We start from the raw sequence: 26,590 nt of genomic DNA, 5'->3' as shown, positions 1-26,590 counted from the left end.
AGGAAAAGAACGCCAAAAATCAATCAAAACGGCCCGCGCCTGAAAACCAGACGCGGACCTGCTCTTTACCCGGACCGGAAATCAGTCCGCCAAATTGACTTTGTGATAGACTTTCTTGCCCTTTTTGATAATAATATAGCTTTTCTCAAAATCCTTTAAAGCCAGCTTTGCCGTCGTTTCGGAAACTTTTTCATTGTCAATGGAAATGCCGCCCTGCTCAATCAGGCGTCTTCCCTCTCCCCTTGACGGAGCAAGCTTTGTTTTTACCAGAAGATCCAATACGCCGATTTCGCCGTCTGTGAAATCCGCGGCAGTAAGATCGGTGGACGGCATATTATCCGTATTTTCGCCGGTGCCAAACAATGCGCGCGCGCCTTCCTGCGCCTTGTTTGCTTCTTCCTCCCCGTGAATCAGCTTGGTAACTTCATAGGCCAGAATTTCTTTCGCCTGATTGAGCTCCCCGCCTTCCAGCTTTGCCAGCTCATTGATTTGGGACAGCGGCAGGAAAGTCAGGATTTTCAGGCATTTAATCACATCGGCGTCCCCGATATTGCGCCAATACTGGTAAAACTCGAAGGGGGTTGTCTTTTCCGGATCGAGCCATACCGCGCCCTTTTCCGTCTTGCCCATCTTTTTGCCCTCGCTGGTTGTCAGGAGGGTGAACGTCATGCCGTAAGCATCCTTGCCCTCCTTGCGGCGAAGCAGCTCCACGCCGCCGATAATATTGCTCCACTGATCATCCCCGCCAAGCTCCAGCTGGCAGTTATATCTATGGTTCAATTCCACAAAATCGTAGCTCTGCATAATCATATAATTCAGCTCAAAGAAAGAAAGCCCCTTCTCCATGCGCTGCTTGTAGCATTCCGCGGCAAGCATGCGGTTTACGGAGAAATGTACGCCTACATCCCGTAAAAATTCAATATAGTTCAAATTCAGCAGCCAGTCTTTATTGTTGGCCATAATCGCTTTCCCCTCGGAAAAATCAATCAGCCTTGACATTTGCTTTTGGAAACACTGAATATTATGGTCGATTTCTTCTCTCGTCAGCATTTTGCGCATATCGGATTTTCCGGACGGGTCGCCGACCATGCCGGTTCCGCCGCCGAATAAAGCAATCGGCGTATGTCCCGCGCGCTGCATATGAGCCATAACCATAATCTGAACAAAATGACCTACGTGAAGGCTGTCCGCCGTCGGGTCAAACCCGATATAAAAGGTCGTTTTGTGATTGTTGAGAAGATCTTTAATTTTCTCCTCATCCGTCATCTGGGCAATTAAGCCCCTGTCTCTGAGTTCTTCAAATACTCCCATGTTTTTTCCTCCATTTTTCATCAGGGGGTATAAAAAACGCCCCCTGCATTTTTGCAGAGGGCGGAATAACCGCGGTACCACCTCAGTTCGCCACAGCTTCACAGATGCGGCCTTACGGGTACAAATAATACCCACGCGCTGTAACGTGCGCTACCACGGCCGGACCTAATGGATACCGTTCAGTCCGGCGGCTCCGGGATGTATTTCTTCCGACTGACGCGCCTGCTTACACCGCCCGCAGGCTCTCTTTGCCGTATGATCGGATTACTTCTTCCCTTCATTGCCATTATAATGCATTATATCGAATCAATTTGTCAATGTCAAGTCTTATTCGTTATTCTGTGCCATTTTCAGCATTTCTTCGGCGTTCTGGAGCAAAAGCGGCGTAATCTGCGAACCGCCCATAATCCGGGCCAGCTCCTGCTTTCTGCCGTCGAAATCCAATTCCGCCACATCGGTAAAGGTTTTATTGTCCTTTACATGCTTTTTAATGAGATACTGGGTATTTGCCAAAGCGGCAATCTGGGCCAGATGCGTAACACAGATGACCTGACGGTTTCCGGAAACCTCGCGGAGCTTCAGCCCGACCTTTTGCGCGGCGCTGCCGCTGACGCCTGTATCCACTTCGTCGAAGATCAGCGTGTCGATATCGTCCTTATCGGCCAAAACCGTTTTAATCGCCAGCATAATACGCGACAGTTCGCCGCCGGACGCAATTTTCGCAATCGGTTTCGCCGGTTCGCCCGGATTGGTCGATATTAAAAACTGCACTTTATCGCAGCCAAGGGAATTTAATTCACAGCGTTCCTGTTCCACCTGAAAATCAATATTCGGCATATCGAGGAAACGCAGTTCCCCTTTTACTTTCGCAGCAAAAGCCTCCGCTGTCTTTTTGCGGCGGGCCGAAATTTCTTCGGCAAGCTTTTCCGCCTGTGCTTTCGTTTCGCGATATTCTTTTGTCAATTGTGCCGTCTTTTCGTCCGAAAGCTGAATATCTTCCAACTGCCTTTTGGAATCCTCCAGAAATTCAAGCATCTTTTCGACGGAACCACCGTATTTCAGGCCAAGCCGATACAGGACATCCAGCCTTGCTTCTATTCTTTCAAGTTCACCGGGATCATATTCCAAATCGGCCGTTAAATTTCGGATTTCTTCGCCGCAGTCTTCCAACTCGTACTGAATATTCTTGATTCTTTCCGCCAGAGCGTGAATTTCGGGGTAATACCGCTCCGCTTCCGCCAAAGCGTCTGCCGCGGTGGAAACGGAGGACAAAGCGCCTTCGAAGCTTTCTTCCCCATTCAAAGCGGATTTTGCGGCATTGACCGAATCCACGATCTTTTCAATATTCAGAAATTTGGTTCTTGTATGATTCAGCTCATCCTGCTCTCCGGCATGCAGGTCGGCAGCTTCCAGTTCCTGAATCTGATACGTTAATAAATCAATTTTCCTTGCTTTCTGCGCTTCATCCATTTGGTTGGAATCCAGCTTGCTCTTAATTCGGTTCATTGCGCTGAAAGCATCCTGATAGGTTTTCAAAAGATCTTCCGGCACGCCCATTCGGTCAATATAGCGGATATGTAAATCGGGAGATAACAAATCATAGCTTTCATGCTGTCCGTGGATGTTGATCAGAAACGGCCCGACTGCCTTTAAGACCGATACGGTCGCCGGCCGGCTGTTGATGCGGCAGACGGCCTTGCCGTCCGTATGGATTTCACGCTGAATCATAACGCTTCCGTCTTCTTCGGGCGTATATCCGAGCTCGGTCAGTTTCTGAACCGTCTGTTCCCCTATATTCGAAAAAACTGCGGTAACAAAAGCAGAGCGCGCGCCGGTACGGATTAATTCGCGCGATGTTCTTTCTCCAAGGATGGCATTAATCGAATCAATGACAATGGATTTTCCCGCGCCGGTTTCACCGGTCAGGACATTCAAGCCGTCATGAAAATCAATGCCGGCTTTTTCAATCACTGCAATATTTTCTATATAAAGCTGAGACAACATGGCAATCACCCAACCATTTTTTTCAATTCAGATACCATTTGCTGTGCCTGTTCTTCATTTTTAACAACGATAAAGATCGTATCGTCGCCCGCAAGGGTTCCAACAATGTTCGGCCAGTGCATGGAATCCATTGCCGCGCAGACAGCCTGCGCCATACCGGTTAAACATTTAATAATAACCATATTTCCGGCACAGTTAATCTGTACCGCGGAATCGGACAAAAGGGAATAAAATTTCGAGGAATAATCCCTTGTATTGTCCCGTCCTGCGGAGTATTTGTATTTCCCGTCAGGGGACAGCGTTTTAATCAGTCTTAATTCTTTAATATCGCGGGACACGGTAGCCTGAGTCACATCAAACCCATCCTCCCGCAGGCGTCGCAGCAGTTCTTCCTGTGTATCAATCGTATACGCGTTGATCAGCTCAAGAATTTTTGCGTGTCGTCTTGTTTTCAAATCAATTTCTCCTTTCCGCTAATTTTTGATTAACGACTTCATAAAAGTTATTATCTTTCAATTTTATAATACTTGCCACACGTTCCGAGCGGCAAAAATCGATTCTTTGGTTATCCGCTATCTGAATAAACGTATCACCGTCAATGGTAAGAAAAATCTCGCTGTTGTAATTTGAAGTAGCCGTAACGCTCAGCTCGGCATCCGGGCCAAAAACAACCGGCCGGCTCAACAGGGAATGCGGGCAGATCGGCGTAAGCAGCGTGCACCGGAGGCTCGGGTCGATTACCGGCCCGCCGGCGGAAAGGGAATACGCGGTAGAACCGGTAGGCGTAGAGATAATCAGTCCGTCCGCACGGTAATTGCATACATTTTTACTGTTGAAATGAACGGTAAAGTCCAATATTCTGGACAGTGCCCCGCGCGCGATAACGGCATCATTTAAAGCACAGTAGGTTTCCTGACGCCCGTTATTTTCAAGCCGGATTTCCAGAAGCATCCGATTTTCAATCGAATAATGACCCTCCACTAAATCCTTCAGCCTGTCCAGCTCATTGGTTTCCAGTTCGGCTACAAACCCGAGACGGCCGACATTAATTCCTAAGATCGGTTTTCCCGCCGCCGCGGCGTGCCGGGAGCAATGGATGATCGTCCCGTCGCCGCCCACCGCGATTACAACGTCGCAGTCAGCCATCATTTTATCAAAATCATCATAAAACGCAATCTTTGAATTTGGAAAACAGCCTTTCAAATTCGAACGCATGAAGACTTCCGCTCCGAATTTATGCAGCTTATCAATAACCTCCAGCGTATGAAGCTGAGCGTTATGCTTGCTTAAATTCGGAATGAGGGCTATTTTCAAAATCAATCACCACCACTTAATTGATTATGTGACTCTTCTACAAGGCCTTTTATATCCAGTTCGACACTGACCGGCTTTTCGGATTTCTGAAGAAAAATAAGATATTCAATATTCCCTTCCGGCCCTTTTATCGGGGAATACGTCAATCCCAATATGGAAAAGCCGTTTTCCAATACAAAATGCGCAATTTTATCAATGACTTCGATATGAACATTTTTATCCCTTACAACGCCCTTTTTGCCGACCTTTCCGCGTCCCGCCTCAAACTGGGGTTTGATGAGGCAGACCGCCTGTGCGTTTTCCGACATGAGAGCTCTTGCCGGAGGAAGGACGAGGCACAGCGAGATAAAGGATACATCCACACTGAAAAAATCAATTTTATCCGGAACCTGTTCCGGCGTTATATATCGTACATTGGTACGCTCCAGATTCACTACCCGGGGGTCGGTCCGCAGCTTCCAGGCAAGCTGACCGTAGCCGACATCAATCGAATAAACCTTTTTTGCCCCGTTTTGCAGCATACAATCGGTAAAGCCCCCGGTGGAAGCCCCGATATCCATCGTAATTTTATCTTTTAAATCGATCGGAAAAACGGACATCGCTTTTTCAAGCTTCCAGCCGCCCCGGCTGACATAGGGCATCTTCTCGCCGCGTACTTCCACTTTTGTATCTGCCGGCAGCATCGTGCCCGGTTTGTCCGACTTTTGGTTATTTACATATACATTGCCCAACATGATCATTGCTTTTGCCTTTTCCCTGCTTTCCGCAAGCCCAAGGTCAAAAAGCAGACAGTCAAGCCTTTTTTTCTCTATCAATGTTTGCACTCCGTTAGAATCATATTCACCATTTCTTTGTCGTCAAGCCCCAGAGCGCTGAGCGACTGCAGCATGGTTGCATGCGGAACAAAATTGGTAATCGCCCGCAAAAAATATTTGCCTTTATATCCTGTTTTATTCAACAGGAAGCTGAAATGCTCTCCGACTCCCCCCTGCTGAATCCCCTCTTCAAAGAAAAAGATTGTTGCTGCATTCGCCGCATCCGCAATGGCGTCCGGATCAACCGGTATAATTCGATTCAATTTTATTATACGAACGGAAATACCGCTGTTTTTCAATTCGGAAATTGCCTTGCAGGCGAATGAAAATAACCTTCCATAGGTCACAATGACAATTTTCGCATTTTTCTCGCCGTAAGAGTCAAACGTCATTCCCTTGCTTTCGAAATCGTATGGCTTGAAAAACGGTTTTCCGCGCGGATAACGAACGGCGGAAATGCCGTCACAATGATAAATTGCCTGATCAAGATCCCTGTACATCTCGTCATAATACGCGGGGGAAAATACCGTTATATTGGGAATGGTATTTAAAAACGCCACATCAAAAATGCCCTGATGCGTTTCCCCGTCTTCCCCTACCACTCCCGCACGGTCGATCGCAAAGGTTACCTTCACCCTTTGGATAGCGGCATCATGGATGATCTGGTCATAGCCGCGCTGCAAAAACGTTGAATAAACGGCAAAGACAGGATGCATGCCGCCGGAAGCGAGACCGCCCGCGAAGGTAACCGCGTGCTCCTCGGCAATGCCGGTGTCGAAAAACCGCTCGGGATACTGCCTTGCAAATCCGGTTAATCCCGTTCCCATCTGCATGGCGGCCGTTATTGCGCAAATACGGCTGTCGTTTGCCGCCAGCGTGCAGAGGTGGTTTCCAAATACACTGGAAAAACTTTCGCCGGAAGAATGGGATTTACCGGTTTTAATATCAAAGCTCGCGATTCCGTGGAACGCTCCGGGGTTCTGCTCCGCAAAAGAATATCCCTTTCCTTTGCGCGTCAGGACATGCAGGAGCACCGGATGGTTAATATTTTTTGCGTTTTCCAGTACATCAATTAATTTTTCCAGATCATGTCCGTCAAAAGGACCGTAATAGTAAAATCCCATATAATCAAAAATGGTATTGTTGTATAAAATCTGTTTTAAAGCCATTTTTGATTTCGAAAGAAAATGGTGGATCGGCTGACCGATATGCGGAAGTCTGTCGAGAGCGTTTTCCACATTGCCCTTTACCCGGAAATATCCTGGTTTTGTGCGGATATGCGCCAGATAACGCGCCATGGAACCCACATTGCGGGAAATGGACATCTTATTATCGTTCAAAATAACAATGAAATTTTTTTTAAAGCGCCCCGCGTTATTTAAGCCCTCATAGGCAAGCCCGCCGGTCAGCGCGCCGTCACCGATTACGGCAATCACATGGCCCGGTTCACCGGTAAGATTTTTTGCATTGGCGATACCAAGCGCTGCGGAAATAGAGGTACTGCTGTGCCCGGCATTAAATGCGTCGTAGGGGCTTTCCTGCCGGTTGGGATAACCGGAAAGGCCTCCTTTGGTCCGGATTGTTGAAATGGAATCCCGTCTTCCGGTTAAAATTTTATGCGTATAGGACTGGTGACCGACATCCCAGACAATTTTATCATTCTCCGAGGGAAACACCTTGTGCAGTGCAATGGTCAATTCCACAACACCTAAATTGGAAGCCAGATGTCCTCCGTTGTTGGAAACCGTTTTTATAATTTTTTCGCGTATTTCATCGCATAATTCATTCAGCTCGCTGATTGAAAACTTTTGCAAATCTTTTGGAAAATCGATTTTCTCTAAAAGGTTGTCCATTCTAAAACCTCAATCGGACAGCATCCAGAAGACAAAGCCTTTTATTGTAATCCATTCTGACTTTTGGCTGCCGTCACTGTGTTCTTAAGAAGCATTGCAATCGTCATCGGACCTACTCCGCCCGGAACCGGCGTTATGTAAGACGCCACTTTTTCTACGTTTTCATAATCGACATCGCCGCACAGTTTACCGTTTTCATCACGGTCCATGCCGACATCAATCACCGCTGCTCCGGGTTTCACCATATCCGCGGTTACAAACTTCGGTTTCCCGACCGCCGCAACAAGAATGTCCGCGTTCCTGCAAACTTCTTTCAGATTTTTTGTTTTACTGTGACAAATGGTAACCGTGCCGTTGTTATGAAGCAAAAGCATCGCCATCGGTTTGCCGACAATATTGCTGCGGCCGATTACAACACAGTTCTTTCCCGCGATCTCAATATTCTCCGAGTGCAGAAGTTCAATAACACCTGCGGGGGTGCAGGGCAGGAAATGATAATTTCCGATCATAATCCGGCCGACATTGGAAGGATGAAACGCGTCGACATCCTTTTCCGGATGAATCGCTTCCACTACCGCTTCCTCATTCAGGCCATTCGGCAGCGGGGACTGAACAAGAATCCCGTGAATCTCCTTTTTCGCATTCAGCTTTGCGACCAGCTCCATTAATTCATTCTGTGAAGCAGAAGCAGGAAGCGCATATTCCTCGGAATAAATACCCGCCTGCGCACAGGCCTTTTTCTTATTATTGACATAGGTTCTTGATGCGGGATCATCACCGACAATCACAACCGCAAGTCCGGGCGTGATTCCTTGCTTTACCATCTCCGCCACTTCAAGCGCTACCTTTGCGCGTACTTCCGCCGCAACTGCCTTTCCGTCAATCCGAACAGCCATTGTCTGCCTCCCTATTTCTATTTCGTATTCGTTTCCGTAGCTTCTTTTTCTTCCTCAGCCGGAACTTCTTCCGCCGTTTCTTCCGCAGCAGGTTCCCCGGCAGACGTTTCCTCAGCCTGCGTGGATTCTTCCGGCGCTGAATCAGCGGAATCTTCCGCCTTTTCCGCATCGTTTCCGATTTCTTCGTTTGCGCCGCTTTCGATGCATACTGCCGGAACTTCATCCACAATGGCGTTCAGTTCCATTACTTTTGCAGAACCGCATCCGATAAGCGAGGTACGGCTGCGGAAAATAATCAACAAGATAATACCGGTAAGAACGGTTGCCGCCGCAACAACCTGTGACACCCGCAAAGGCAAAACCGGCGTAATCAGGCTGTCGGTCCGCAGGCCTTCGATAAAGAAGCGGCCAACGCCATACCAGATCAAATACAGGAGAAATACCTGCCCGTCATATCTTCTGAGCTTGCGGCTGAAAATATGTAGCAGCACGAAGCCCAGAATACACCACAGGGATTCATAAAGGAAACAGGGGTGCACCGGATTATTGGTAACCGCATATGTGTTTTCGCTGACCATGCCCCACGGAAGCTTCGTTTCAACGCCGAAGGCTTCCTGATTGACAAAGTTTCCCCAGCGGCCGACCGCCTGTCCGATTAAAAAGCCGAGAGAGGCAATATCCAAAACAGCGGGGATGCTGATTTTCCGGAATTTTGCCATCAGGGAACCGCAGAGCATACCGCCGATGATTCCCCCGTAAATCGCAAGGCCGCCCTCCCAAATGTAAAGTGCGCTGATCGGATTCCTTAAATACTGATCGCTGGTGTCGAATATGACATAATAGGCCCTTGCGCCGATAATGCCGCCGATCATACCGACGATTATCACGTCAATCAGCTTATCCTGATCAATATTGAACTTTTTACAGCTTGCCATTGCGTAGGAAAAAGCAAGCAAAAATCCTACCGCTATAATTACACCGTACCATTTCACCGAATACCCGCCGATTGAAAAAGCATTCGGATTAATTGTAAAATGGAAGCCTAATCCGGGAAATTGAACATGATACATATACTCCACCATTCTCCACGCGTAAAATGAAAGATTCCGTCAACCTTCGCGTGGGAAGGTTTGACAGAATTTTCCTGCGCTTAATCCATCGGTTTGATTACGGAAAGAGCAGAAGAATCCGCCAGTAACTGCGCATTCAGACGGGCCTGTACGGAGCCGATATCCGCCTGCGAAACCGAATCAACATAATGAAACAGTTCATGGCCTGTAAAAGCAAGGGAAGCCATCGTGTTTGCCAGGTTATCCACGCTGTTGAACGAGGATACGAGACGGCCGTAGACCGCTTTTTTCGAGCGCTCAAAGGCGTCCGGGTCAAGGCCCTGTGTACGAAGCTTCTCCGCTTCTTTTTTAATTTCCTCCGCTACGGCATCCGGATCTTTCGATTCACCGGAAAAAATAACGGATGCATAACCCGGTCCTTCAAAATATTCGTACGCAAAAGTAGACTGGTTGATCAGCTCCGCGTCCAGCAGCCTGCGGAAAAGCGGGGATGAATCCGACGCCATTAATTCCAGAAGAATTTCCGTCTGGGCTATTTCTTCCGCCGAAGCACGTCTCTTTCCGGCCTTTTCTTTGAACCCAAGCTCGAAAATCGTTGTGGAAACCGGAAGTTTCTGCTCAATCCGGCTTTGAACGATTTCGTCCGGCTCATCCTCAAAAATGCGGTCGATGGCAAGGGGCTTAGAAGGCTTCAGCATTTTATCACAAAGCGCAAGCACCTTGTTTACATCCGCATTGCCCGCCACGCACAGCACCATATTGTTCAGGTTATAAAAGGTATGATAGCATTTATAAAGCAGCTCCGGCGTAATCTCCGCAATACTTTCCACCGTTCCGGCGATGTCGATTTTTACCGGATGCGTATGATACATTGCACGCAAAAGATTAAACATAACGCGCCACTGCGGGTCATCGTCATACATACGAATTTCCTGCCCAATGATGCCCTGCTCCTTCTTTACCGTCTGCTCGGTAAAATAAGGCGACTGAACAAAATCCAGCAGGATTTCCAAAGATTCATATACATTTTCCGTGCAGGAAAACAAATAGCAGGTCTTATCAAACGAAGTATACGCATTCGCCGAAGCACCCGTTTTTGCATAGCGCGCAAAGGCGTCGCCGTCTTCGCTTTCAAAAAGCTTGTGCTCCAGATAGTGGGCAATTCCGGCCGGAACTTTATTCGGCTCACGGTCCTCGGTCGATTGGAAGCAGGTATCGATTGATCCGTACCTGGTACCGAAAACGGCGTAAGTGGAATTATTGTTTTCTTTCGGATAAACGAAGATTTTCAGTCCGGACGGATGATCCACTTCATAATACCGGTCGCCGATCCGGTCGCTTTTAATCTCTTTGATCACATTCATATTTGTTCCTCCCCGTTTCCCTCCAAACGATAAACCGTATCCAGTGTTACACGGTTTGCCGCGTCAATAATTTCCTGACGGGTGACGGAATTAATAATTGCCGCCGCTTCCTCCGGACGTTTAATCTGATTGGAAAAAGTCTGCGAAAGATACCAGGCTTCCAGACCGCCCAGTGAATCGGAAAGCGTATGATAGCTGTTGCTCATGCTCAGCTTCGCCGCATCGATTTCGCCGTCGTCGAATTCGCCTTTTTTAATTTTATCAAGCTGCGTCAGGATTTCCTCCCTGGCTTTCTCGATATTTTTCGTTTCAACCCCGCTTTGAACCAGCATAATGCCCTTCATGGCATTGTATAACGAACTGCAATAATAGCAAAGGCTCAGCTTTTCACGGACGTTCAGAAACAGTTTCGAGTTGGGCGTTCCGCCGTACAACGCGGTCATCAGGGTAGTGGCTTCCACTCTTTCGTCCGGAATCGCCGTCTGCGTCCGGAAACCCATCACCAGTTTCGACTGTGCGATATCCATCTTATCGGTAACGTTTTTGACCTGATCCGCCTGTTTCCGGATTTTCGTCGGGCAGTCCACGGCCGCTTTTTTGTTCAGCTTCTGAAACGCTTCACAGAAGCCTTCATAAACCGGAGCCGGATCACAGTCGCCTAAAACCATGATCTCCGTTTTGGCGTTATTGATTAGAAAGCGCCAAGCTTCGGTAAGCTCTTCGCGTTTCAGGTTCTGGATATCTTCTCTGCTGCCGTAGCGCTTAATTCCGTACGGCTCATCGCCGCACATAATCTCTTCGCAGCGCTGCCTTGCATAAATACGCTTATCGTTAAATTCGGAATCAATCAGTTCAATTGTCTGCCGTCTTTCCTGTTCAAAGCCTTCCTTCGGAAACAGGCCGTCTTCAAACGGAGGGTCAAAAATAATGCTGCAAAGAAGCTTGGACAGTTCCGCCGCAATATGCTCGCCGTGCAGTGCATAACGATCCGCAATGCCGGCTGCGGAAAGCGAAAGAAGCTGTGCGTCGCCAAGCTTCTGAACATCCGCGTTCAGTTCAGCGCCGTAAAGCTTCGCCAAACGCTGGCCGAGTTTTGTAAAATCAGGGTACTCCCTGCTGGCGCGGCTAAGTAAAAAAGGTAAAATCGCATTGGAAGCCGCGGTTTGTTTTTGTATCGGCAATAGAAAATTAACGGACATACGAACCGTTTTAAACCGGGTATCTTTCACGCTTCTGAAATTTACGCCTTCACAAACGGAACGCTGTTCTATACCTAACATTCAATTATTCATCTCCAAATTTTACTTGGTTAAATTCAAAAAATATTATATCACAAACCCTTACTTTAGGAAAGAAATATTATAATAAAAATTTATGAACATGCAGTGGCTTCCATTATTTTATCCAGTAACCGGCCTTTCCGCTTGCGCGAAAAAAGCATAAATGATATAATATACAGCAATGGATCAAACGAGGTGTAATGATTGAAAATAAAAAACAAAGCAATGGCAGCCGATTTGGGGCTGGTTGTGACAACCGTCATCTGGGGCAGCGGTTTTGTCGCGGTGAAAAACGCTGTTGATACGGTACCGCCCAGTTATATGATTGCCATGCGTTTTGGAATTGCCGTCAGCCTGATGTGCGTGATCTTCTTTAACCGGCTGAAAAAAATAGATTGGGACTGCGTAAAATCCGGTATCATCCTTGGCGTATTGATGTTCATCGGCTATTATCTTCAGACCATCGGGATACAATATACAACAGCCGGAAACAATGCATTCCTGACAGCGGTATATGTAATTGTCGTTCCATTTTTATATTGGATCATCCGAAAAGAAAAGCCGGACGGATATAATATCGGAGCGGCGCTCTTATGCATAGCGGGCATTGGCCTGCTTACCCTTCGCTCCGGTTTCTCCATGAATATCGGCGATACGCTTTCGCTGTTTTGCGGTGTCACCTTTGCCGCGCAAATTGTAGCAGTAAGTATTTTAACCGAAAAGAATGACCCTATTCTAATTTCTTTTACACAATTTGTCGTTACCGGAATTTTAGCGCTTGTCGTTGCCCTTTTCACCGAACCGTTTCCGACAAAAATGAATACAAATTCCATTTTGGCAACTTTGTATATCGGAATTTTCTGTACGCTGATTGCGCTCGTCCTGCAAACCGTCTGCCAAAAATACACCCCGCCGGCAAGGGCTTCACTGATCATGTCGATGGAGTCTCTGTTTGGTTCCATATTCGGAATTATTTTCCTGAGCGAATCGCTGACTATAAAAACTTTCTTTGGCTCGGTATTGATTTTCCTTTCCATTATGATTTCGGAAATCAAGCCTTCCTTCTTAAAGCTGGAAAAGGAAAGCGCCGAATTACCGGACAGTACAAAATAACAGAACGAACAGGCCATACGGCTGCAATGCAGCCGTATGGCCTTTCTCTATTTCAGAAGCAGCTTTTTCAGATACTGCCCCGTGTAAGATTCTTTCACTTTTACAATTTGCTCCGGAGTTCCTTTGGCGATCACTCTTCCGCCGCCGTCCCCGCCTTCCGGCCCGAGGTCGATAATATAATCGGCCGTCTTAATCAGGTCCAGATTATGCTCGATCACCACAACCGTGTTGCCGTTGTCCACCAGCTTCTGCAGAACTTCGATCAGCTTGTGAACGTCCGCAATATGGAGGCCGGTTGTCGGTTCGTCCAGAATATAAATGGTTTTTCCGGTCGGGCGTTTGGAAAGCTCGGTTGCAAGCTTTACGCGCTGCGCTTCACCGCCGGACAGTGTAGTAGCCGGCTGCCCGATTTTAATGTATCCCAGCCCCACTTCCTGTAATGTTTGCAGCTTCCGCGCAATTTTCGGAATGCTGGAAAAGAACTCCAGCCCTTCCTCTACCGTCATCTCCAGCACGTCATAGATATTTTTGCCTTTATATTTAATCTCGAGCGTTTCCCGGTTATAGCGTCTTCCCTTGCAGACATCGCACGGGACGTATACATCCGGCAGAAAGTGCATTTCGATTTTGATAATGCCGTCGCCCTGGCAGGCTTCACAGCGCCCGCCTTTTACATTAAAGGAAAAACGGCCCGAGCTGAAACCGCGCAGCTTGGCATCCTGCGTGGAAGCGTACAACTCGCGGATATCCGTAAACACGCCGGTATAGGTGGCGGGATTGGAACGCGGGGTTCTTCCGATCGGAGACTGATTGATCTGAATCACCTTGTCCAGCCCCGAAACGCCTTTCATCGCTTTAAACGCGCCCGGACGGCATTTCGCTCCGTTCAGCTCCGAAGCAAGGTATTTGTACAGAATTTCATTAATAAGGGATGACTTTCCCGAACCGGAAACCCCTGTAATACAGACAAACTCTCCAAGTGGAATCTCCACATCGATATTCTTCAGATTGTTCTGGGAAGCACCGATAATTTTCAGTTTTTTCCCGTTGCCTTTGCGCCGGGTTTCGGGAACCTCCACCCGTTTTGCTCCGCTCAGATATTGCCCGGTAATGGATTCTTTGCAATTCACAATGTCTTCAACCTTGCCGTTGAACACGACATTGCCGCCGTGGATTCCCGCGCCCGGACCGATATCCACAATATGGTCGGAAGCGCGCATGGTGTCTTCGTCATGTTCCACCACGATTACGGTATTGCCCAAATCGCGCAGGTGCTTGAGGGTGGCAAGAAGCTTGTCGTTGTCGCGCTGATGAAGGCCGATACTCGGTTCATCAAGGATATACAGCACGCCCATGAGGGACGAACCGATCTGCGTGGCAAGGCGGATACGCTGGCTTTCTCCCCCGGAAAGCGTGCCGGAGGAACGGGAAAGGGTCAGATATTCCAGCCCGACGCTTTTCAGGAATCCCAGCCTGCTTTTGATTTCCTTTAAAATGGCCGAAGCGATCATTGCGTCCCGCTCGGAAAGGGTCAGGTCATTGATAAAGTCCAGCGCCTGTGTGACGGACTTATCGCAAAAATCGCTGATATTGATCCCGCCGACGGTCACAGCCAGGCTGACCGGAGACAAGCGTTTTCCATGGCAGGCGTCGCAGGGAATCGCGCTCATATAGGATTCGATTTCTTCCTTAATCCAGTTGCTCTGGCTTTCACGGAAACGCCGTTCCAGATTATTGATAATTCCTTCAAATTCCGTCTGGTAAACGCCGCTTCCGTATTCGTTCCGGCGCTCCACCTTAATTTTTTCCCCTTTGGTGCCGTAAAGAAGAATATCGATAATCTCCGGCGGAAGTTTTCCCATCGGTGTATCAAGGGAAAAATGATAATGCTTTGCAAGGGCGCGCATATACATGGAGGCAATCGTGCTGCCCTCCATCGCCCAGCCGCTCGCCTTCAGCCCGCCTTTGTTAATAGAAAGTGATTTATCCGGAATAATCAAATCCGGGTCGATTTTCATAAATACGCCGAGCCCGGTACATTTCGGGCAGGCGCCGAACGGATTGTTAAAGGAAAACATCCGCGGAGAAAGCTCTTCCACGCTGATACCGTGTTCCGGACAGGCGTAATTCTGCGAAAAGGTGATGTCTTCCCCATCCACAACGCTCACAGCCGTAATCCCGCCCGCCAACGCGGATGCCGTTTCAATCGAATCGGAAAGGCGCGACTGAATGGAGGGATGAATGACAAGCCTGTCCACAACAATTTCAATGGTATGCTTCACGTTTTTCTCGAGCTTGATATTCTCGGATAAATCGTAAATGATGCCGTCCACGCGAACGCGGACAAAACCGCCCTTGCGCGCGGCCTCAAACTCTTTTACATGTTCCCCTTTACGGCCGCGGACAACCGGAGCGAGCACCTGAATTTTCGTTCCTTCCGGTAAATTCAGAATTCGGTCGACAATCTGGTCAATCGTTTGCTGCTTGATCTCCCGGCCGCAGATCGGGCAGTGCGGCACACCGATGCGGGCATACAGAAGACGCAGGTAATCGTAGATTTCCGTTACGGTTCCGACCGTGGAACGCGGGTTTTTCGACGTTGTTTTCTGGTCGATGGAAATCGCGGGAGAAAGCCCTTCAATATAATCCACATCCGGTTTTTCCATCTGCCCCAGGAACTGACGGGCGTAGGAGGAAAGCGATTCGACATAGCGGCGCTGCCCCTCGGCATAGATGGTATCGAAAGCAAGGGAGGATTTTCCCGAACCGGAAAGGCCGGTAAACACAATCAGCTCATCACGCGGAATTTCAATATCAATGTTCTTTAAGTTATGCTCCCTTGCGCCTTTTACAAAAATGTTCTTCGCCGTCATCTAAGATGAAACCTCCATATGCTCTATTTGCCGCCGCTTAACTGTTTGATTTTGTCACGCAGATAAGCCGCGTGCTCAAATTCAAGCAGCTTTGCCGCCGCTTTCATTTCCTTTGTAAGCTGCTCAATCATCAATTTGCGTTCGTTCGGGCTTAAGCGCTTCTGCTTCTTACCCTTCTCGTCCTCTTTATGCGTCGATATTTCCAGTATTTCGGATACCTTCTTAATGATCGTCTTCGGAACGATGCCGTGCTCCTGATTATATGCCGTCTGAATCGCGCGGCGGCGCTCCGTTTCCCGTATGGCCGATTCCATGGACGGGGTCACGCTGTCCGCATACATGATAACCTGCCCGTTCGCATTGCGCGCCGCACGGCCGATCGTCTGAATCAGCGAACGCTCGGAACGCAGGAAACCTTCTTTATCCGCATCCAGAATGGCAACGAGCGAAACCTCCGGAATATCCAGCCCCTCGCGCAGTAAGTTGATGCCGACCAGCACATCGAATTCGCCAAGGCGCAGGTCGCGGATAATTTCCATCCGTTCAACGGTATCGATATCATGATGCATATAGCGCACACGGATTCCCATTCCCTCCAGATACGAGGTGAGATCCTCCGCCATTTTCTTCGTCAGCGTCGTTACCAGAACGCGTTCTCCGTTTGCGGCGCGCAGATTGATTTCCGAAATCAAATCGTCAATCTGGCCGTCCGTTGGCTTAACAATGACTTCCGGGTCGACAAGGCCGGTCGGGCGGATGACCTGCTCCACAATCTGAGCGGATTTTTCCTTTTCCAGATCACCGGGTGTCGCGCTGACAAAGACCGCCTGATTCACGTGCGTGTAAAATTCATCAAAATTCAACGGACGGTTGTCATAAGCCGACGGAAGCCGGAAGCCAAATTCAATCAGCGATTCTTTCCGCGCACGGTCGCCGGCATACATGGAACGCACCTGCGGCAGGGTAACGTGCGATTCATCTACAAACAGCAAAAAATCCTTCGGAAAATAGTCCAGAAGGGTAAACGGCGCGCTTCCGGGCGCCCGGCCGGACATTACGCGCGAATAGTTTTCGATCCCTTTGCAAAAACCGATTTCCCCCAGCATTTCAATATCATACTGCGTACGTTCCTGAATCCGCTGCGCTTCGATCAGTTTTTCCTTGCTTTTAAAGTACGCGACGCGTTCTTCCATTTCCTGTTCAATCTCTTTTAAAGCACGCTGCATTTTCTCTCTGGGTACAATATAATGGGACGCCGGATAAATCGCAACGTGTTTTAGTACGGCTTTTAATTCCCCTGTCAGGGCGTTGATTTCACTGATCCGGTCGATCTCGTCCCCGAAGAATTCCACACGGATAACCGTATCGTTTGACTGAGCCGGGAAAATCTCCACAACATCGCCCCGCGCACGGAATTTATTACGGGTTAAATTGATATCGTTTCGCTCGTATTGAATTTCAACCAGCTTGCGCAGCAATTCGTCCCGGCTCTTTTTCATTCCCGGGCGCAGAGAGATGACCATCGTGCGGTAGTCGATCGGGTCGCCGAGGCTGTAAATACAGGACACGCTGGCAACAATAATAACATCGCGGCGCTCCGAAAGAGCCGAGGTAGCAGAGTGCCTCAGCTTATCGATTTCATCGTTAATCGCGGAATCTTTTTCAATATAGGTATCCGTCGTGGCGATATACGCTTCCGGCTGGTAATAATCATAATAGCTTACAAAGTATTCCACCGAATTTTCCGGGAAAAATTCGCGAAATTCGGAACAAAGCTGGGCGGCAAGTGTTTTATTGTGCGCCAAAACAAGCGTCGGACGGTTCAGCTGCGCAATGACATTTGCCATCGTAAATGTTTTGCCGGAACCGGTAACACCAAGAAGCGTTTGTTCCTTATCACCTTTTAAAATTCCGTCGACAAGCTGCTGAATTGCCTTGGGCTGATCACCCTTCGGCTGATATTTCGAGACCAATTTAAAATCCATAGTTTACTCCGTATCGAATCCGGAATCAAAAACTTCCGGTAAAATCCCACTGTTTGCAAGAGAAAAGAAATCATTCCCGCTCACGATAATATGGTCGATCAACTTGACCTCCACGGTTTTCAGAGCTTCGCTGATCGACTCGGTTGAACGCAGATCCTGCCTTGACGGCATACAGTCCCCACTGGGATGATTATGGGAAAGGATCGCATAGGCCGCATTATACTGAACGGCAAGCCGGATGATATTTTTCACATAGATATTTGCGGTCGTTACCGTTCCTTCGTTCATGACGCTGCAATAGATCATCCGGTTTCTGCTGTCCAAAAGCATCAGGACAATGGCTTCTTCGGGGCGGCCGATAAATTTATTGATTAAAATCCTGCCGGCCTCTTCGTAGCTGAAAATCATGTTCTTGTCTTTGTCCAGATTTTCCTGATATCGGCGGCAAACCTGCGGAATTAATTTTATCAGCGTCGCGGCGGATTTTCCCACTCCGTCCACTTTTAAAAGTTCCTCATACGGTGCGTCAAATACGGCGGAAAGCGAACCGAATTTTTGCAGCAGGGCATGTCCTATGGGATTCGTATCTTTTAATGGAATCCCGTAAAATAGGAGCAATTCCAAAACTGCGTGCGGTTCGAAACCGTCAAGCCCTTCCTTTAGAAATTTACTTTTTATTCGTTCTCTGTGTCCACTGTGAACAGGCTTGGCCGCGTCTGTTTTTTTCTCTTGGCCTTCCTTGTTTTGAACCAACGGCGCCTGCCCCCCTATTTTTTATATTTTACGGCTGCCAGGTTTCACCGGTGCCGGAGCTCCGGCTTTGCAGAGAGGACAATTTTCAGGTTCCCAGGACTGTACGTCAAGCGATATAACCGCCCGAAACGGCACACCGAAATCGATCTTCCCGCCGGTGCGGTCAACGATGGAACCTACGCCAACAACGATACCACCCGCCTCCTTTACAAGATCAATCACTTCCCGCACGGAACCGCCGGTTGTAACCACGTCTTCCACAACCAGGACCCTGTCGCCGGGATTTACAGCGAAACCGCGCCGTAAGGTCATTTTGCCGTTCTCATCGCGCTCCGCGAAAAAGTTTTCGCAATGCAAAGGACGGCTAACTTCATAAGCCATTTGCACGGCGCCCATTGCCGGCCCGATCACGATCTGCACGTTGTCGTTCTGATACTGCTCCGCAAGAGCGGCGCAAAGCTCCTCGCTGTATTTTGTATTTCGAAAAATTTTAGCGCATTGCAGATATTTATTGCTGTGTCTGCCGGATGTCAATTTAAAATGTCCTTCAAGCAAAACACCTGCTTCCTGTAATATTTCCATTACTCTTTGCTGCGTTATCATATTCAAAACCCCTTACTATATTTCATTTTATTATATACTAAAAAATGTTTTTTGAAAAGTATTTAATCTTTCTCTCCCGCGCAATCCATGTTATAATCGTACAGGTATTTGCAGTATTTACGGCAAATTCATTGAAGGAGCGGTCTTAAAAAATATGAAAGAAATCATTATCGGCCAAAATGACGCCGGACAAAGACTGGATAAATTTTTAACCAAAACCTTTCAGAATCTTCCGCATTCCATGATGTATAAAAGTATCCGGAAAAGGGATATCAAGCTGAATGGAAAGCGCTGTGAAATTTCCACCCATCTGAATGAAGGCGATGTCCTGACGATGTATTTAAAAGACGAGTTCTTTCAGCAGAAACCGGAAGAGTATGATTTTCTGAAAGCGCCGAACAAGCTGAACATCATTTATGAAGATGAAAATATCATGATTCTGGACAAAAAGCCGGGGCTGATTGTCCACCCGGACGAAAATTATCATTTTGATTCCCTGATTGCGCGCGTGCAGCATTATTTGTATGAAAAACACGAATACCGGCCGGAAGATGAAAATTCCTTTGCCCCCGCCCTCATTAACCGGATCGACCGGAATACCGGCGGAATCGTAATGGCAGCCAAAAACGCGGAAACGCTCCGCATTATGAATGAAAAAGTTAAAAATCGGGAAATGCAAAAGCTGTACCTGTGTATCGTGTATGGCAGAATGGAAAAAAAAGAGGATACTTTGGAGGGTTTTCTTGAAAAAAACGAAAGCCAAAACCGTGTATATATCTCCAAAAAAGCGGCCAAGGGAACGAAACCTATTCGCACCCGCTACCGTGTGCTGGAGGAAAGAGGCGGGTACAGCCTTCTGGAAGTCGAACTGCTGACAGGCCGAACCCATCAAATCCGCGCGCACTTAGCGTCCATCGGCCACCCGCTTGCCGGGGACGGAAAATACGGAACCAACGCCTTAAATAAAAAAATAGGATTTTCTTATCAGGCGCTGTATTCCTATCGATTGAATTTTACCTTTTCCACCGATGCAGGAATCTTAAACTACCTGAATAATCAGAAGTATGAAGCAAAAGAAATCTGGTTTTTAAAGGATTTTTACAGTTGGAAATAAGCATAGAAAAGGCCGGCGCAGTGCGCCGGTCTTTTGTCAGCTGTTTTTATCGACTTGATGAAAGGTTTTCAGATTTCCTGTTTTTTCGCTGCGTTTATCCAGTTCCGCCTGTATATCCTCAAGGCGGATGCCCTCGTTCACCATTAAAACCGTCAGATGATAAAGCAAATCGGAGATTTCGAGCACCGTTTCGGCATTGTTCCCGTTTTTTGACGCGATGATGACTTCACTGCATTCTTCCCCGCATTTTTTTAAGATTTTATCGATTCCCTTTTCGAACAGATAACAGGTATAAGACCCTTCCTGACGGTTCTCTTTCCTGCTTTGTATGGTTTTGTATAACTCCTGCCAAGTATCATTCACCGGAATCCCTCCAAATTTCATTAAAGAAGCAGCTGTGCGCACCTGTATGGCAGGCCGCGCCGGTTTGCTTTACAATTACCAGAAGCGTGTCGTCGTCGCAGTCCCCGTAAATCCGGACGACTTTCTGCAAATGTCCGGAAGTGGCGCCCTTATTCCAAAGTTCCTGCCTCGACCGGCTGTAAAACCAGGTATATCCGGTTTCAAACGTCCTTTGCAGGGACTCCCGGTTCATATAGGCCAGCATTAAGACCTTGTTCGTTTCCGCTTCCTGTACAATTGCAGGAAGCAGCGCCGATTTTTTGAAAAATTCATCTATAAAGGTATTTGCCTTTACACCTACTTCTGCTTTCATGTTTCTTCCTCACATAAGCAAATCGCGGATTTCAAATCCAGATCACCGGTATAAACGGCTTTGCCGCAAATGGCTCCGTAAAGATTCAATTTCCGCAAATTTGCGATATCCTCAAGGTTTTTGACGCCCCCGCTTGCGATAATATGGCAGGTTACCGCATGGTTCAGAGCGTTCAGCATTTCTAGATTCGGCCCGGTAAGGGTACCGTCGCGGCTTATATCTGTAAAGATAATGTACTTTACACCAATCTGTTCCATTTGCTTCGCCAGTTCCAGATAATTCAGATCGGAAGTTTCCGTCCATCCCTGCGCGGCAACCATCCCGTTTCGCGCGTCAATCCCCACGGCGATTTTTTCTCCATATTGAAGAACGGCTTCCCGCACAAGCGCAGGATTCTTTAAAGCCGCCGAACCCAAAACCACCCGCGAAACTCCGTTTTCAAGATAATCGCCGATCGTTTTGATACTCCGTATGCCCCCGCCGACCTCGACCTTCAGGCCGCTGTTTTTCACAACACGGAAAATAAGTTCCGTATTCACCGGCTCGGCTGCCTTCGCACCGTTTAAATCAACCATATGAAGCCACTCCGCCCCCGCGGCGCGAAAGCCTTCCGCCGTTTCTTCGGCGTTTGCAGCGACCTTATGCGCGGTTGCATAATCCCCTTTGATAAGGCGCACACATTCGCCGTCTTTTATATCAATGGCAGGCAAAAGAATCATAGTAACCTCCCGAAATTAGGAAAGGCAGCCCTTTGTGGACAGGGTGCCGGCGTCTGTTTGGGTGACCGCCAGCCGCATAGCATGGGCGGCCGCTTTAAACAGGGCTTCTATTTCATGATGCGCGTTCACACCGTATTCCACGCGGGTGTGCAGCGTAATTCCGGCGTTCATCGCAAAAGCGCGGAAGAATTCCTCCGTAAGACAGGTATCGAAGTCCCCGGCGCGTTCCTGCCGGAAATCCGCCTGAAAAACAAGAAACGGTCTGCCGCTGATATCCACGGCGGCAAAAGCGAGCGCTTCATCCATGGGAATAAAAAAGGAACCGAAGCGCGCAATACCGGAACGGTCGCCAAGCGCCTGTGAAAAGGCTTTTCCCAGAACGATTCCTACGTCCTCAACCGTGTGATGCCCGTCAACCTGTAAATCGCCTTTTGCCTGAATTTTCATCCCGAATCCGCCATGGACGGCGAAAGAATTCAGCATATGGTCAAAGAATCCGATTCCCGTGGAGATTTCCGTTTCTCCCCCGTCGAGATTCAGTTCGATGCAAATATCGGTCTCTTTGGTTTTTCTTTTTTGAATGGACGTTCTCATGGATACACCTCTTTTACAGCCGGATGGCTTTTTCAAACGCCTGCATAAATTTTTCGTTTTCTTCTTTTGTACCGGTGGTGATTCTAAGAAAATCCCCTAAATACCGCACGGCGACACCGGATTTTAAAAGCTCACGATAAACTTCCTCCGCCTGAGCAATTTTTACGAACAGAAAATTCGTAACGGAAGGATACACATGCATCCTTTGGCTGTAATTGTTTTCCAGAACGCTCATTTTTTCCGAAAGCATATCACGGGAGGATTTGATTTCCTCTATGCAGGAACGCAGCCATTGGCCTTCCTTTAAAATGACGGAACCGGTTCTCTGTGTAAGGGTGTTTACATTATACGGAGATTTTACCGCTTTCAGCGCATTGGTAAGCGTCCGGTTCGCAACGGCAAAACCCAGCCGGATTCCGGCCATTCCGAACGCTTTCGAGCAGGTGCGCAGAATCATCAGATTATCGTAGTTCTCCACCTCGTCAAGCATGGATTCCTCCCAGAAATCCATGTAGGCTTCGTCAAGAACAACAAGCGCGTCCACGGAAGTAATCAGCCGCCTGACTTCCTCTCTTTTTAAACCGAGCGAGGTCGGATTGCATGGGTTAGAAAACAGAATCATTTTTGCCTGACTGGCATTTGCCGCGGCAATCAATTGATCGATATCGATCGTCATGTCGGGTTTCTTGAAATACTGCTTGCTTTTTGCCTCAGCAATGGAGGCATAGAAGCGGTACATTGAAAAATCCGGCGACAGCGTCAGCATGGTGTCACCTTTCATCAGGAATGCGCTGCAAATGATCGAAATTAATTCATCCGAACCGTTTCCGGCGGTTACCAAATCCGGGCTTACATGGTAATATTCCCCGAGACTTTGGCAAAGCTCCTTCGCAAGCGGGTCCGGATAGCGGTTATAAGACGCTAAAATAACAGCCTCCGCAATTTTTTGCAGGATCTTCTGCGGTACCGGAAGAAAAGACTCATTCGCGTCCAGCCGGACGGAAAAGTCCCCGCTTATCGGATCATAAGGCTTTAAATCCCGGATTTTCTCATTCAGCCGGTATGCCATATCAACGCCTCACTTCGATTGAATTTGCGTGGGCAGTCAGGCCTTCGGCCCGCGCGAGCCGGAGAATATCTTCCTGAGCAGACTGCAATGCCTCTTCCGTATAATAAATAAAACTGGATTTTTTAATGAAGCTGTCCACCGAGAGCGGAGAAAAGAACCGGGCCGTACCGCTTGTCGGCAGAACATGGTTCGGGCCGGCATAATAATCGCCGAGCGGCTCCGGTGAATAATTCCCTAAAAAGACGGAGCCTGCGTTGTTGATCTTTCCGATGTATTCCATCGGATTCGCCGCGCAGATTTCCAGATGTTCCGGCGCCAGTTCATTCGCAAACGCAACCGCTTCGTCCATATTCCTGCATTGAATCACCGCCCCGAAGCGGTCAAGGGACTGTCTGATAATTTCCTTACGCGACAGACGTTCCATTTGCTCGTATAGCTGTGCAACCGTCTGCTCCGCGATTTTTTCCGAGGTGGTAAGCAAAATAGCGGAAGCCAGCACGTCGTGCTCCGCCTGCGACATTAAATCGGCCGCCAGAAATTTCGGATTGGCGGTTTCGTCGGCAATAATCAGAATTTCGCTCGGCCCGGCGATCATATCAATATCCACCGTTCCGTAGAGATGCTTCTTGGCAGTCGCAACATAAATATTTCCCGGGCCAACTATTTTATCGACCTTCGGGATGCTTTCCGTTCCGAAGGCAAGCGCGGCTACCGCCTGTGCGCCTCCGACCAGAAAAACCCGGTCAACGCCCGCGATAAGCGCTGCCGCCAGAATGTCGGGATTCGGCTTTCCGCCTTTTCCCGGAGGGGTGACCATGATGATTTCGCCCACCCCCGCAATTTTTGCAGGAATCGCGTTCATTAACACGGAGGAAGGGTAAGCGGCCGTACCGCCCGGTACGTAAATTCCGACCCTCGAAAGGCCCCGGATTCGCTGACCCATGATTACGCCGTCGGGGCGGGTGTTCAGCCAGCTTTGCTGTTTCTGGCGCATATGAAAATCCCGGATGTTTTCCGCGGCATTTTGGAGAGCTTTTAAAAATTCCGGATCGCAGCGACTCGCCAGATCCTTTATTTCCGTCTTATCGATTTCTATCTTTTCCGGTATTCTGCCGTCGAATTTCTGCGTATAAGCAAGCAGTGCCTTGTCGCCGTCCGTGCGAACGGTATCGATAATTTCCGATACAACAGCGTCTACCTGTTTATTTGTCTCCTCATTGCGCAGCTTTAATTGCTTAATAAAATCAAGGCCAATCCTTCCGCCCTCTTTTACAATCCGAATCACGGTCTCTCCTCCTTTGCCCTGTCCATTTTCTCCGCAAGATTCTCAATTTCGGCTTTTCGAAGCTTCAGGCTGGCCGCGTTTACAATCAGCCTTGCGGAAACGTCGCAAATGGTTTCAAAAACCTCCAGCCCGTTCTCCTTTAACGTGGAACCCGTTTCCACGATATCCACAATCGCGTCGGAAAGCCCAAGCAAAGGAGCAAGTTCAACAGAGCCTTCAATTTTAATGATCTTTACATCCATTCCTTTGCTTTCAAAGAAGTTTCTTGCCACATTCGGATATTTAGAGGCAATGGTTTTCGAAGAATACCCGCTGAAAAAATCGGCGCCCTTTGGCCCGGCCAGCGCAAATTTGCATTTTCCGAATCCCAGGTCAAGCACTTCGTAGAAGCCGCTTCCCATTTCCAAAATGGTATCTTTCCCGACAATGCCTAAATCACAAACGCCGTGTTCAACATAAGTAATCACGTCGGCCGCCTTTGCAAGCACGACCTCGAACTGATGGCCGCCGACCGGCAGAATCAGCTTCCGCCCTTTATTTTTTAATGCCGTACAGTCAAAGCCGATTTTCTCAAACAGCGCGACCGTATCTTTTTCCAGCCTGCCCTTCGTTAAAGCGATTCTGAGTGGTTTCATAATTCTCCATCCTGTGATATCATGATTGATTCGATTGTGTCTCCAATACAGTCTACCCGTTTTATCCCGCAGATTTTCGCATATTCCAGCGCTTTTGCTCTTTCATCAAAAATACTGTTTTCACATTTCAACCCTTTTTGAACCAGCGCGGAAGCATATTTTAAAGCCTGAATTTCGAATCCGGCTTCCCCATGCACCAAAACGTCCGCGGGTAAAATTTCAGCGGTATTGCCGCTGCTTAACAGGATTTTTGAAATTGCGTCGACATTAATGGCAAAACCGATGGCGGGCATCGGCATATCAAACCGCTCCAGCAGCTTGTCGTAGCGTCCGCCGAGCAGCACGGCGTCCCCGCATTCTTCCACATACGCGCTGAATACGATATTGGTATAGTAATCATTTCTCTGTACCAGACCTAAATCCACCATGATTTTATCCCCAAGCCCAAATTGGATTAAAGAGCGGTACAAATCATGCAGATACGTAAGCGTATTCGCGGATTTTTCATCCAGACAGAAAGACGCGGCCCGGTCGAAGACCTCTTCCCCGCCGAACAGGCGCGGCAGCGTCCGCATGGCTGTAACCTGTCTGGAAGGTTCCAGACGGTCAAGAATCGTATTGAGCGCCGCATAATTTTTCGATTCAATCGCCTGACGGATATCCTCCCGCAAATCTTCCGATACGGGAAGCTGTTCCGCCAAAGCGCGGAAAAAGCCGGCGTGGCCCAATTCGAAACGGAAATTCGGCACACATTTATTTAACGCTTCAACCGCAGTTACAATGACTTCCAGGTCGGCCCGCATTCCTTCCGCCCCAAGCATTTCAATCCCGGTCTGTACGGTTTCATCGCTGCGGCCGGTTAATGCCGTGTTATTCCGGTAAATCGGCTGTGTATAAAAAAGCCGAACCGGTTTTGGAAGGTTCTGCAGCCTTGTCGCTACAAGCCGGGCAATGGGAAGGGTGGAATCGGGGCGCATCACGATCAGTCTGCCGCGTTTGTCCGACATTTTATACATGACTTCCTGCCCGATACCCGAAAATTCAGGGTCAAAAACGTCGTAAAATTCCAGACCCGGGGTAACCACTTCCTTGAATCCATGGGATGAAAAAACACCGGTAAGGGTTTTCTCAATGTGCCGCCGTACCAGACATTCTTCAAAAAGCAGATCTTTCGTCCCCTCAGGCGTTATTTTGTTATACTTTTTCATGGTATTCACTCCCCATC

At 48.3% G+C, this 26,590-nt stretch carries 24 protein-coding genes and 1 other annotated feature; of the genes, 2 read left to right on the top strand and 22 right to left on the bottom strand.

Features of this window, described 5'->3' with window-relative positions; genetic code table 11:
• Window positions 1-81: 81 nt before the first annotated feature.
• From tyrS to yfmF, 10 genes are all read right to left on the bottom strand, one after another.
• Entirely contained in the window at window positions 82-1,311 is a 1,230-nt protein-coding gene (gene tyrS, locus OUY18_RS03085) for a tyrosine--tRNA ligase (RefSeq protein WP_268057239.1), read from the bottom strand.
• 53 nt (window positions 1,312-1,364) lie between these two features.
• Window positions 1,365-1,601 (bottom strand) — a binding site (T-box leader).
• A 37-nt stretch (window positions 1,602-1,638) separates the two neighbouring features.
• Window positions 1,639-3,315, bottom strand: coding sequence for a DNA repair protein RecN (gene recN / locus OUY18_RS03080; protein WP_268057238.1), 1,677 nt, complete (start codon window positions 3,313-3,315; stop codon window positions 1,639-1,641).
• 5 nt (window positions 3,316-3,320) lie between these two features.
• Complete coding sequence (locus OUY18_RS03075; protein WP_268057237.1) at window positions 3,321-3,770, bottom strand: arginine repressor; 450 nt, start codon at window positions 3,768-3,770, stop codon at window positions 3,321-3,323.
• Window position 3,771: 1 nt separating this feature from the next.
• Complete coding sequence (locus OUY18_RS03070) at window positions 3,772-4,629, bottom strand: NAD(+)/NADH kinase (protein WP_268057236.1); 858 nt, start codon at window positions 4,627-4,629, stop codon at window positions 3,772-3,774.
• 2 nt (window positions 4,630-4,631) lie between these two features.
• Window positions 4,632-5,444, bottom strand: coding sequence for a TlyA family RNA methyltransferase (locus OUY18_RS03065; protein ID WP_268057235.1), 813 nt, complete (start codon window positions 5,442-5,444; stop codon window positions 4,632-4,634).
• A complete protein-coding gene (gene dxs, locus OUY18_RS03060; RefSeq protein WP_268057234.1) occupies window positions 5,441-7,297 on the bottom strand; it encodes a 1-deoxy-D-xylulose-5-phosphate synthase in 1,857 nt (618 codons plus the stop codon). The genes OUY18_RS03065 and dxs overlap by 4 nt, the downstream gene beginning before the upstream one ends.
• A 41-nt stretch (window positions 7,298-7,338) precedes the next feature.
• Window positions 7,339-8,193: a bifunctional methylenetetrahydrofolate dehydrogenase/methenyltetrahydrofolate cyclohydrolase FolD gene (folD, locus tag OUY18_RS03055; protein ID WP_268057233.1), complete on the bottom strand. Its 855-nt coding sequence runs from the start codon at window positions 8,191-8,193 to the stop codon at window positions 7,339-7,341.
• A gap of 17 nt (window positions 8,194-8,210) precedes the next feature.
• Complete coding sequence (lgt, locus tag OUY18_RS03050) at window positions 8,211-9,263, bottom strand: prolipoprotein diacylglyceryl transferase (RefSeq protein ID WP_268057232.1); 1,053 nt, start codon at window positions 9,261-9,263, stop codon at window positions 8,211-8,213.
• Window positions 9,264-9,343: 80 nt separating this feature from the next.
• A complete protein-coding gene (gene yfmH, locus OUY18_RS03045; protein WP_268057231.1) occupies window positions 9,344-10,627 on the bottom strand; it encodes an EF-P 5-aminopentanol modification-associated protein YfmH in 1,284 nt (427 codons plus the stop codon).
• Window positions 10,624-11,907, bottom strand: a complete 1,284-nt coding sequence (gene yfmF, locus OUY18_RS03040) for an EF-P 5-aminopentanol modification-associated protein YfmF (protein WP_268057230.1) — start codon at window positions 11,905-11,907, stop codon at window positions 10,624-10,626. The genes yfmH and yfmF overlap by 4 nt, the downstream gene beginning before the upstream one ends.
• A gap of 204 nt (window positions 11,908-12,111) precedes the next feature.
• On the opposite strand from yfmF, the gene OUY18_RS03035 reads away from it, so the two are divergent.
• Window positions 12,112-13,020: a DMT family transporter gene (locus OUY18_RS03035; protein ID WP_268057229.1), complete on the top strand. Its 909-nt coding sequence runs from the start codon at window positions 12,112-12,114 to the stop codon at window positions 13,018-13,020.
• Window positions 13,021-13,067: 47 nt separating this feature from the next.
• Here the strand turns inward: OUY18_RS03035 and uvrA are convergent, their stop codons facing one another.
• The 4 genes from uvrA to pyrE are packed head-to-tail and all read right to left on the bottom strand — an operon-like array spanning window position 13,068 to window position 19,234.
• Window positions 13,068-15,893, bottom strand: coding sequence for an excinuclease ABC subunit UvrA (gene uvrA, locus OUY18_RS03030; protein ID WP_268057228.1), 2,826 nt, complete (start codon window positions 15,891-15,893; stop codon window positions 13,068-13,070).
• A gap of 23 nt (window positions 15,894-15,916) precedes the next feature.
• Window positions 15,917-17,878 (bottom strand): excinuclease ABC subunit UvrB, encoded by a 1,962-nt coding sequence (gene uvrB, locus OUY18_RS03025; protein ID WP_268057227.1) that lies wholly within the window; start codon window positions 17,876-17,878, stop codon window positions 15,917-15,919.
• 3 nt (window positions 17,879-17,881) lie between these two features.
• Window positions 17,882-18,631: a JAB domain-containing protein gene (locus OUY18_RS03020; protein WP_268057226.1), complete on the bottom strand. Its 750-nt coding sequence runs from the start codon at window positions 18,629-18,631 to the stop codon at window positions 17,882-17,884.
• A 21-nt stretch (window positions 18,632-18,652) separates the two neighbouring features.
• Window positions 18,653-19,234 (bottom strand): orotate phosphoribosyltransferase, encoded by a 582-nt coding sequence (gene pyrE / locus OUY18_RS03015; protein ID WP_268057225.1) that lies wholly within the window; start codon window positions 19,232-19,234, stop codon window positions 18,653-18,655.
• A 154-nt stretch (window positions 19,235-19,388) separates the two neighbouring features.
• On the opposite strand from pyrE, the gene OUY18_RS03010 reads away from it, so the two are divergent.
• The gene (locus tag OUY18_RS03010) at window positions 19,389-20,348 is read left to right on the top strand and encodes an RluA family pseudouridine synthase (RefSeq protein WP_268057224.1); all 960 of its coding nucleotides are present in this window, start codon (window positions 19,389-19,391) and stop codon (window positions 20,346-20,348) included.
• Between the two features lie 36 nt (window positions 20,349-20,384).
• Here OUY18_RS03010 and hisE read toward each other — a convergent pair whose 3' ends face one another.
• Genes hisE through hisZ form a run of 8 tightly spaced genes read right to left on the bottom strand, consistent with a single transcriptional unit; the run spans window position 20,385 to window position 26,573 of the window.
• Entirely contained in the window at window positions 20,385-20,732 is a 348-nt protein-coding gene (hisE, locus tag OUY18_RS03005) for a phosphoribosyl-ATP diphosphatase (protein ID WP_326492973.1), read from the bottom strand.
• Window positions 20,704-21,063, bottom strand: a complete 360-nt coding sequence (hisI, locus tag OUY18_RS03000) for a phosphoribosyl-AMP cyclohydrolase (RefSeq protein ID WP_268057222.1) — start codon at window positions 21,061-21,063, stop codon at window positions 20,704-20,706. The genes hisE and hisI overlap by 29 nt, the downstream gene beginning before the upstream one ends.
• On the bottom strand, window positions 21,060-21,782 hold the full coding sequence (gene hisA / locus OUY18_RS02995; RefSeq protein ID WP_268057221.1) for a 1-(5-phosphoribosyl)-5-[(5-phosphoribosylamino)methylideneamino]imidazole-4-carboxamide isomerase: 723 nt from the start codon (window positions 21,780-21,782) through the stop codon (window positions 21,060-21,062). The genes hisI and hisA overlap by 4 nt, the downstream gene beginning before the upstream one ends.
• 15 nt (window positions 21,783-21,797) lie before the next feature.
• The gene (hisB, locus tag OUY18_RS02990) at window positions 21,798-22,376 is read right to left on the bottom strand and encodes an imidazoleglycerol-phosphate dehydratase HisB (protein WP_268057220.1); all 579 of its coding nucleotides are present in this window, start codon (window positions 22,374-22,376) and stop codon (window positions 21,798-21,800) included.
• A 13-nt stretch (window positions 22,377-22,389) separates the two neighbouring features.
• Window positions 22,390-23,445: a histidinol-phosphate transaminase gene (gene hisC / locus OUY18_RS02985; RefSeq protein ID WP_268057219.1), complete on the bottom strand. Its 1,056-nt coding sequence runs from the start codon at window positions 23,443-23,445 to the stop codon at window positions 22,390-22,392.
• 1 nt (window position 23,446) lies between these two features.
• Window positions 23,447-24,730, bottom strand: coding sequence for a histidinol dehydrogenase (gene hisD / locus OUY18_RS02980; protein ID WP_419196111.1), 1,284 nt, complete (start codon window positions 24,728-24,730; stop codon window positions 23,447-23,449).
• Window positions 24,727-25,365, bottom strand: a complete 639-nt coding sequence (gene hisG, locus OUY18_RS02975; protein WP_268057218.1) for an ATP phosphoribosyltransferase — start codon at window positions 25,363-25,365, stop codon at window positions 24,727-24,729. Before hisG ends, hisD begins: the two co-directional genes overlap by 4 nt.
• Window positions 25,362-26,573, bottom strand: a complete 1,212-nt coding sequence (hisZ, locus tag OUY18_RS02970; protein ID WP_268057217.1) for an ATP phosphoribosyltransferase regulatory subunit — start codon at window positions 26,571-26,573, stop codon at window positions 25,362-25,364. Before hisZ ends, hisG begins: the two co-directional genes overlap by 4 nt.
• Window positions 26,574-26,590: the final 17 nt, after the last annotated feature.

The organism is Caproiciproducens galactitolivorans, from assembly GCF_026672255.1.
GTDB classification, from domain to species: Bacteria; Bacillota; Clostridia; order Oscillospirales; family Acutalibacteraceae; genus Caproiciproducens; species Caproiciproducens galactitolivorans_A.
This window is presented reverse-complemented; position numbering and strand designations above follow the sequence as displayed.

Bases quoted from the DNA above. Each gene is read 5' to 3' on its own strand.
- OUY18_RS03010 (WP_268057224.1), top strand. From the start codon at position 19,389: ATGAAAGAAATCATTATCGGCCAAAATGACGCCGGACAAAGACTGGAT.
- hisB (WP_268057220.1), bottom strand. From the start codon at position 22,376: ATGAGAACGTCCATTCAAAAAAGAAAAACCAAAGAGACCGATATTTGC.
- hisA (WP_268057221.1), bottom strand. From the start codon at position 21,782: ATGATTCTTTTGCCTGCCATTGATATAAAAGACGGCGAATGTGTGCGC.
- hisI (WP_268057222.1), bottom strand. From the start codon at position 21,063: ATGAAAGCAGAAGTAGGTGTAAAGGCAAATACCTTTATAGATGAATTT.
- hisC (WP_268057219.1), bottom strand. From the start codon at position 23,445: ATGGCATACCGGCTGAATGAGAAAATCCGGGATTTAAAGCCTTATGAT.
- pyrE (WP_268057225.1), bottom strand. From the start codon at position 19,234: ATGATAACGCAGCAAAGAGTAATGGAAATATTACAGGAAGCAGGTGTT.
- uvrA (WP_268057228.1), bottom strand. From the start codon at position 15,893: ATGACGGCGAAGAACATTTTTGTAAAAGGCGCAAGGGAGCATAACTTA.
- yfmF (WP_268057230.1), bottom strand. From the start codon at position 11,907: ATGTTAGGTATAGAACAGCGTTCCGTTTGTGAAGGCGTAAATTTCAGA.
- recN (WP_268057238.1), bottom strand. From the start codon at position 3,315: ATGTTGTCTCAGCTTTATATAGAAAATATTGCAGTGATTGAAAAAGCC.
- hisZ (WP_268057217.1), bottom strand. From the start codon at position 26,573: ATGAAAAAGTATAACAAAATAACGCCTGAGGGGACGAAAGATCTGCTT.
- lgt (WP_268057232.1), bottom strand. From the start codon at position 9,263: ATGTATCATGTTCAATTTCCCGGATTAGGCTTCCATTTTACAATTAAT.
- hisE (WP_326492973.1), bottom strand. From the start codon at position 20,732: ATGAAATTTGGAGGGATTCCGGTGAATGATACTTGGCAGGAGTTATAC.
- tyrS (WP_268057239.1), bottom strand. From the start codon at position 1,311: ATGGGAGTATTTGAAGAACTCAGAGACAGGGGCTTAATTGCCCAGATG.
- uvrB (WP_268057227.1), bottom strand. From the start codon at position 17,878: ATGGATTTTAAATTGGTCTCGAAATATCAGCCGAAGGGTGATCAGCCC.
- yfmH (WP_268057231.1), bottom strand. From the start codon at position 10,627: ATGAATGTGATCAAAGAGATTAAAAGCGACCGGATCGGCGACCGGTAT.
- hisG (WP_268057218.1), bottom strand. From the start codon at position 25,365: ATGAAACCACTCAGAATCGCTTTAACGAAGGGCAGGCTGGAAAAAGAT.
- folD (WP_268057233.1), bottom strand. From the start codon at position 8,193: ATGGCTGTTCGGATTGACGGAAAGGCAGTTGCGGCGGAAGTACGCGCA.
- dxs (WP_268057234.1), bottom strand. From the start codon at position 7,297: ATGGACAACCTTTTAGAGAAAATCGATTTTCCAAAAGATTTGCAAAAG.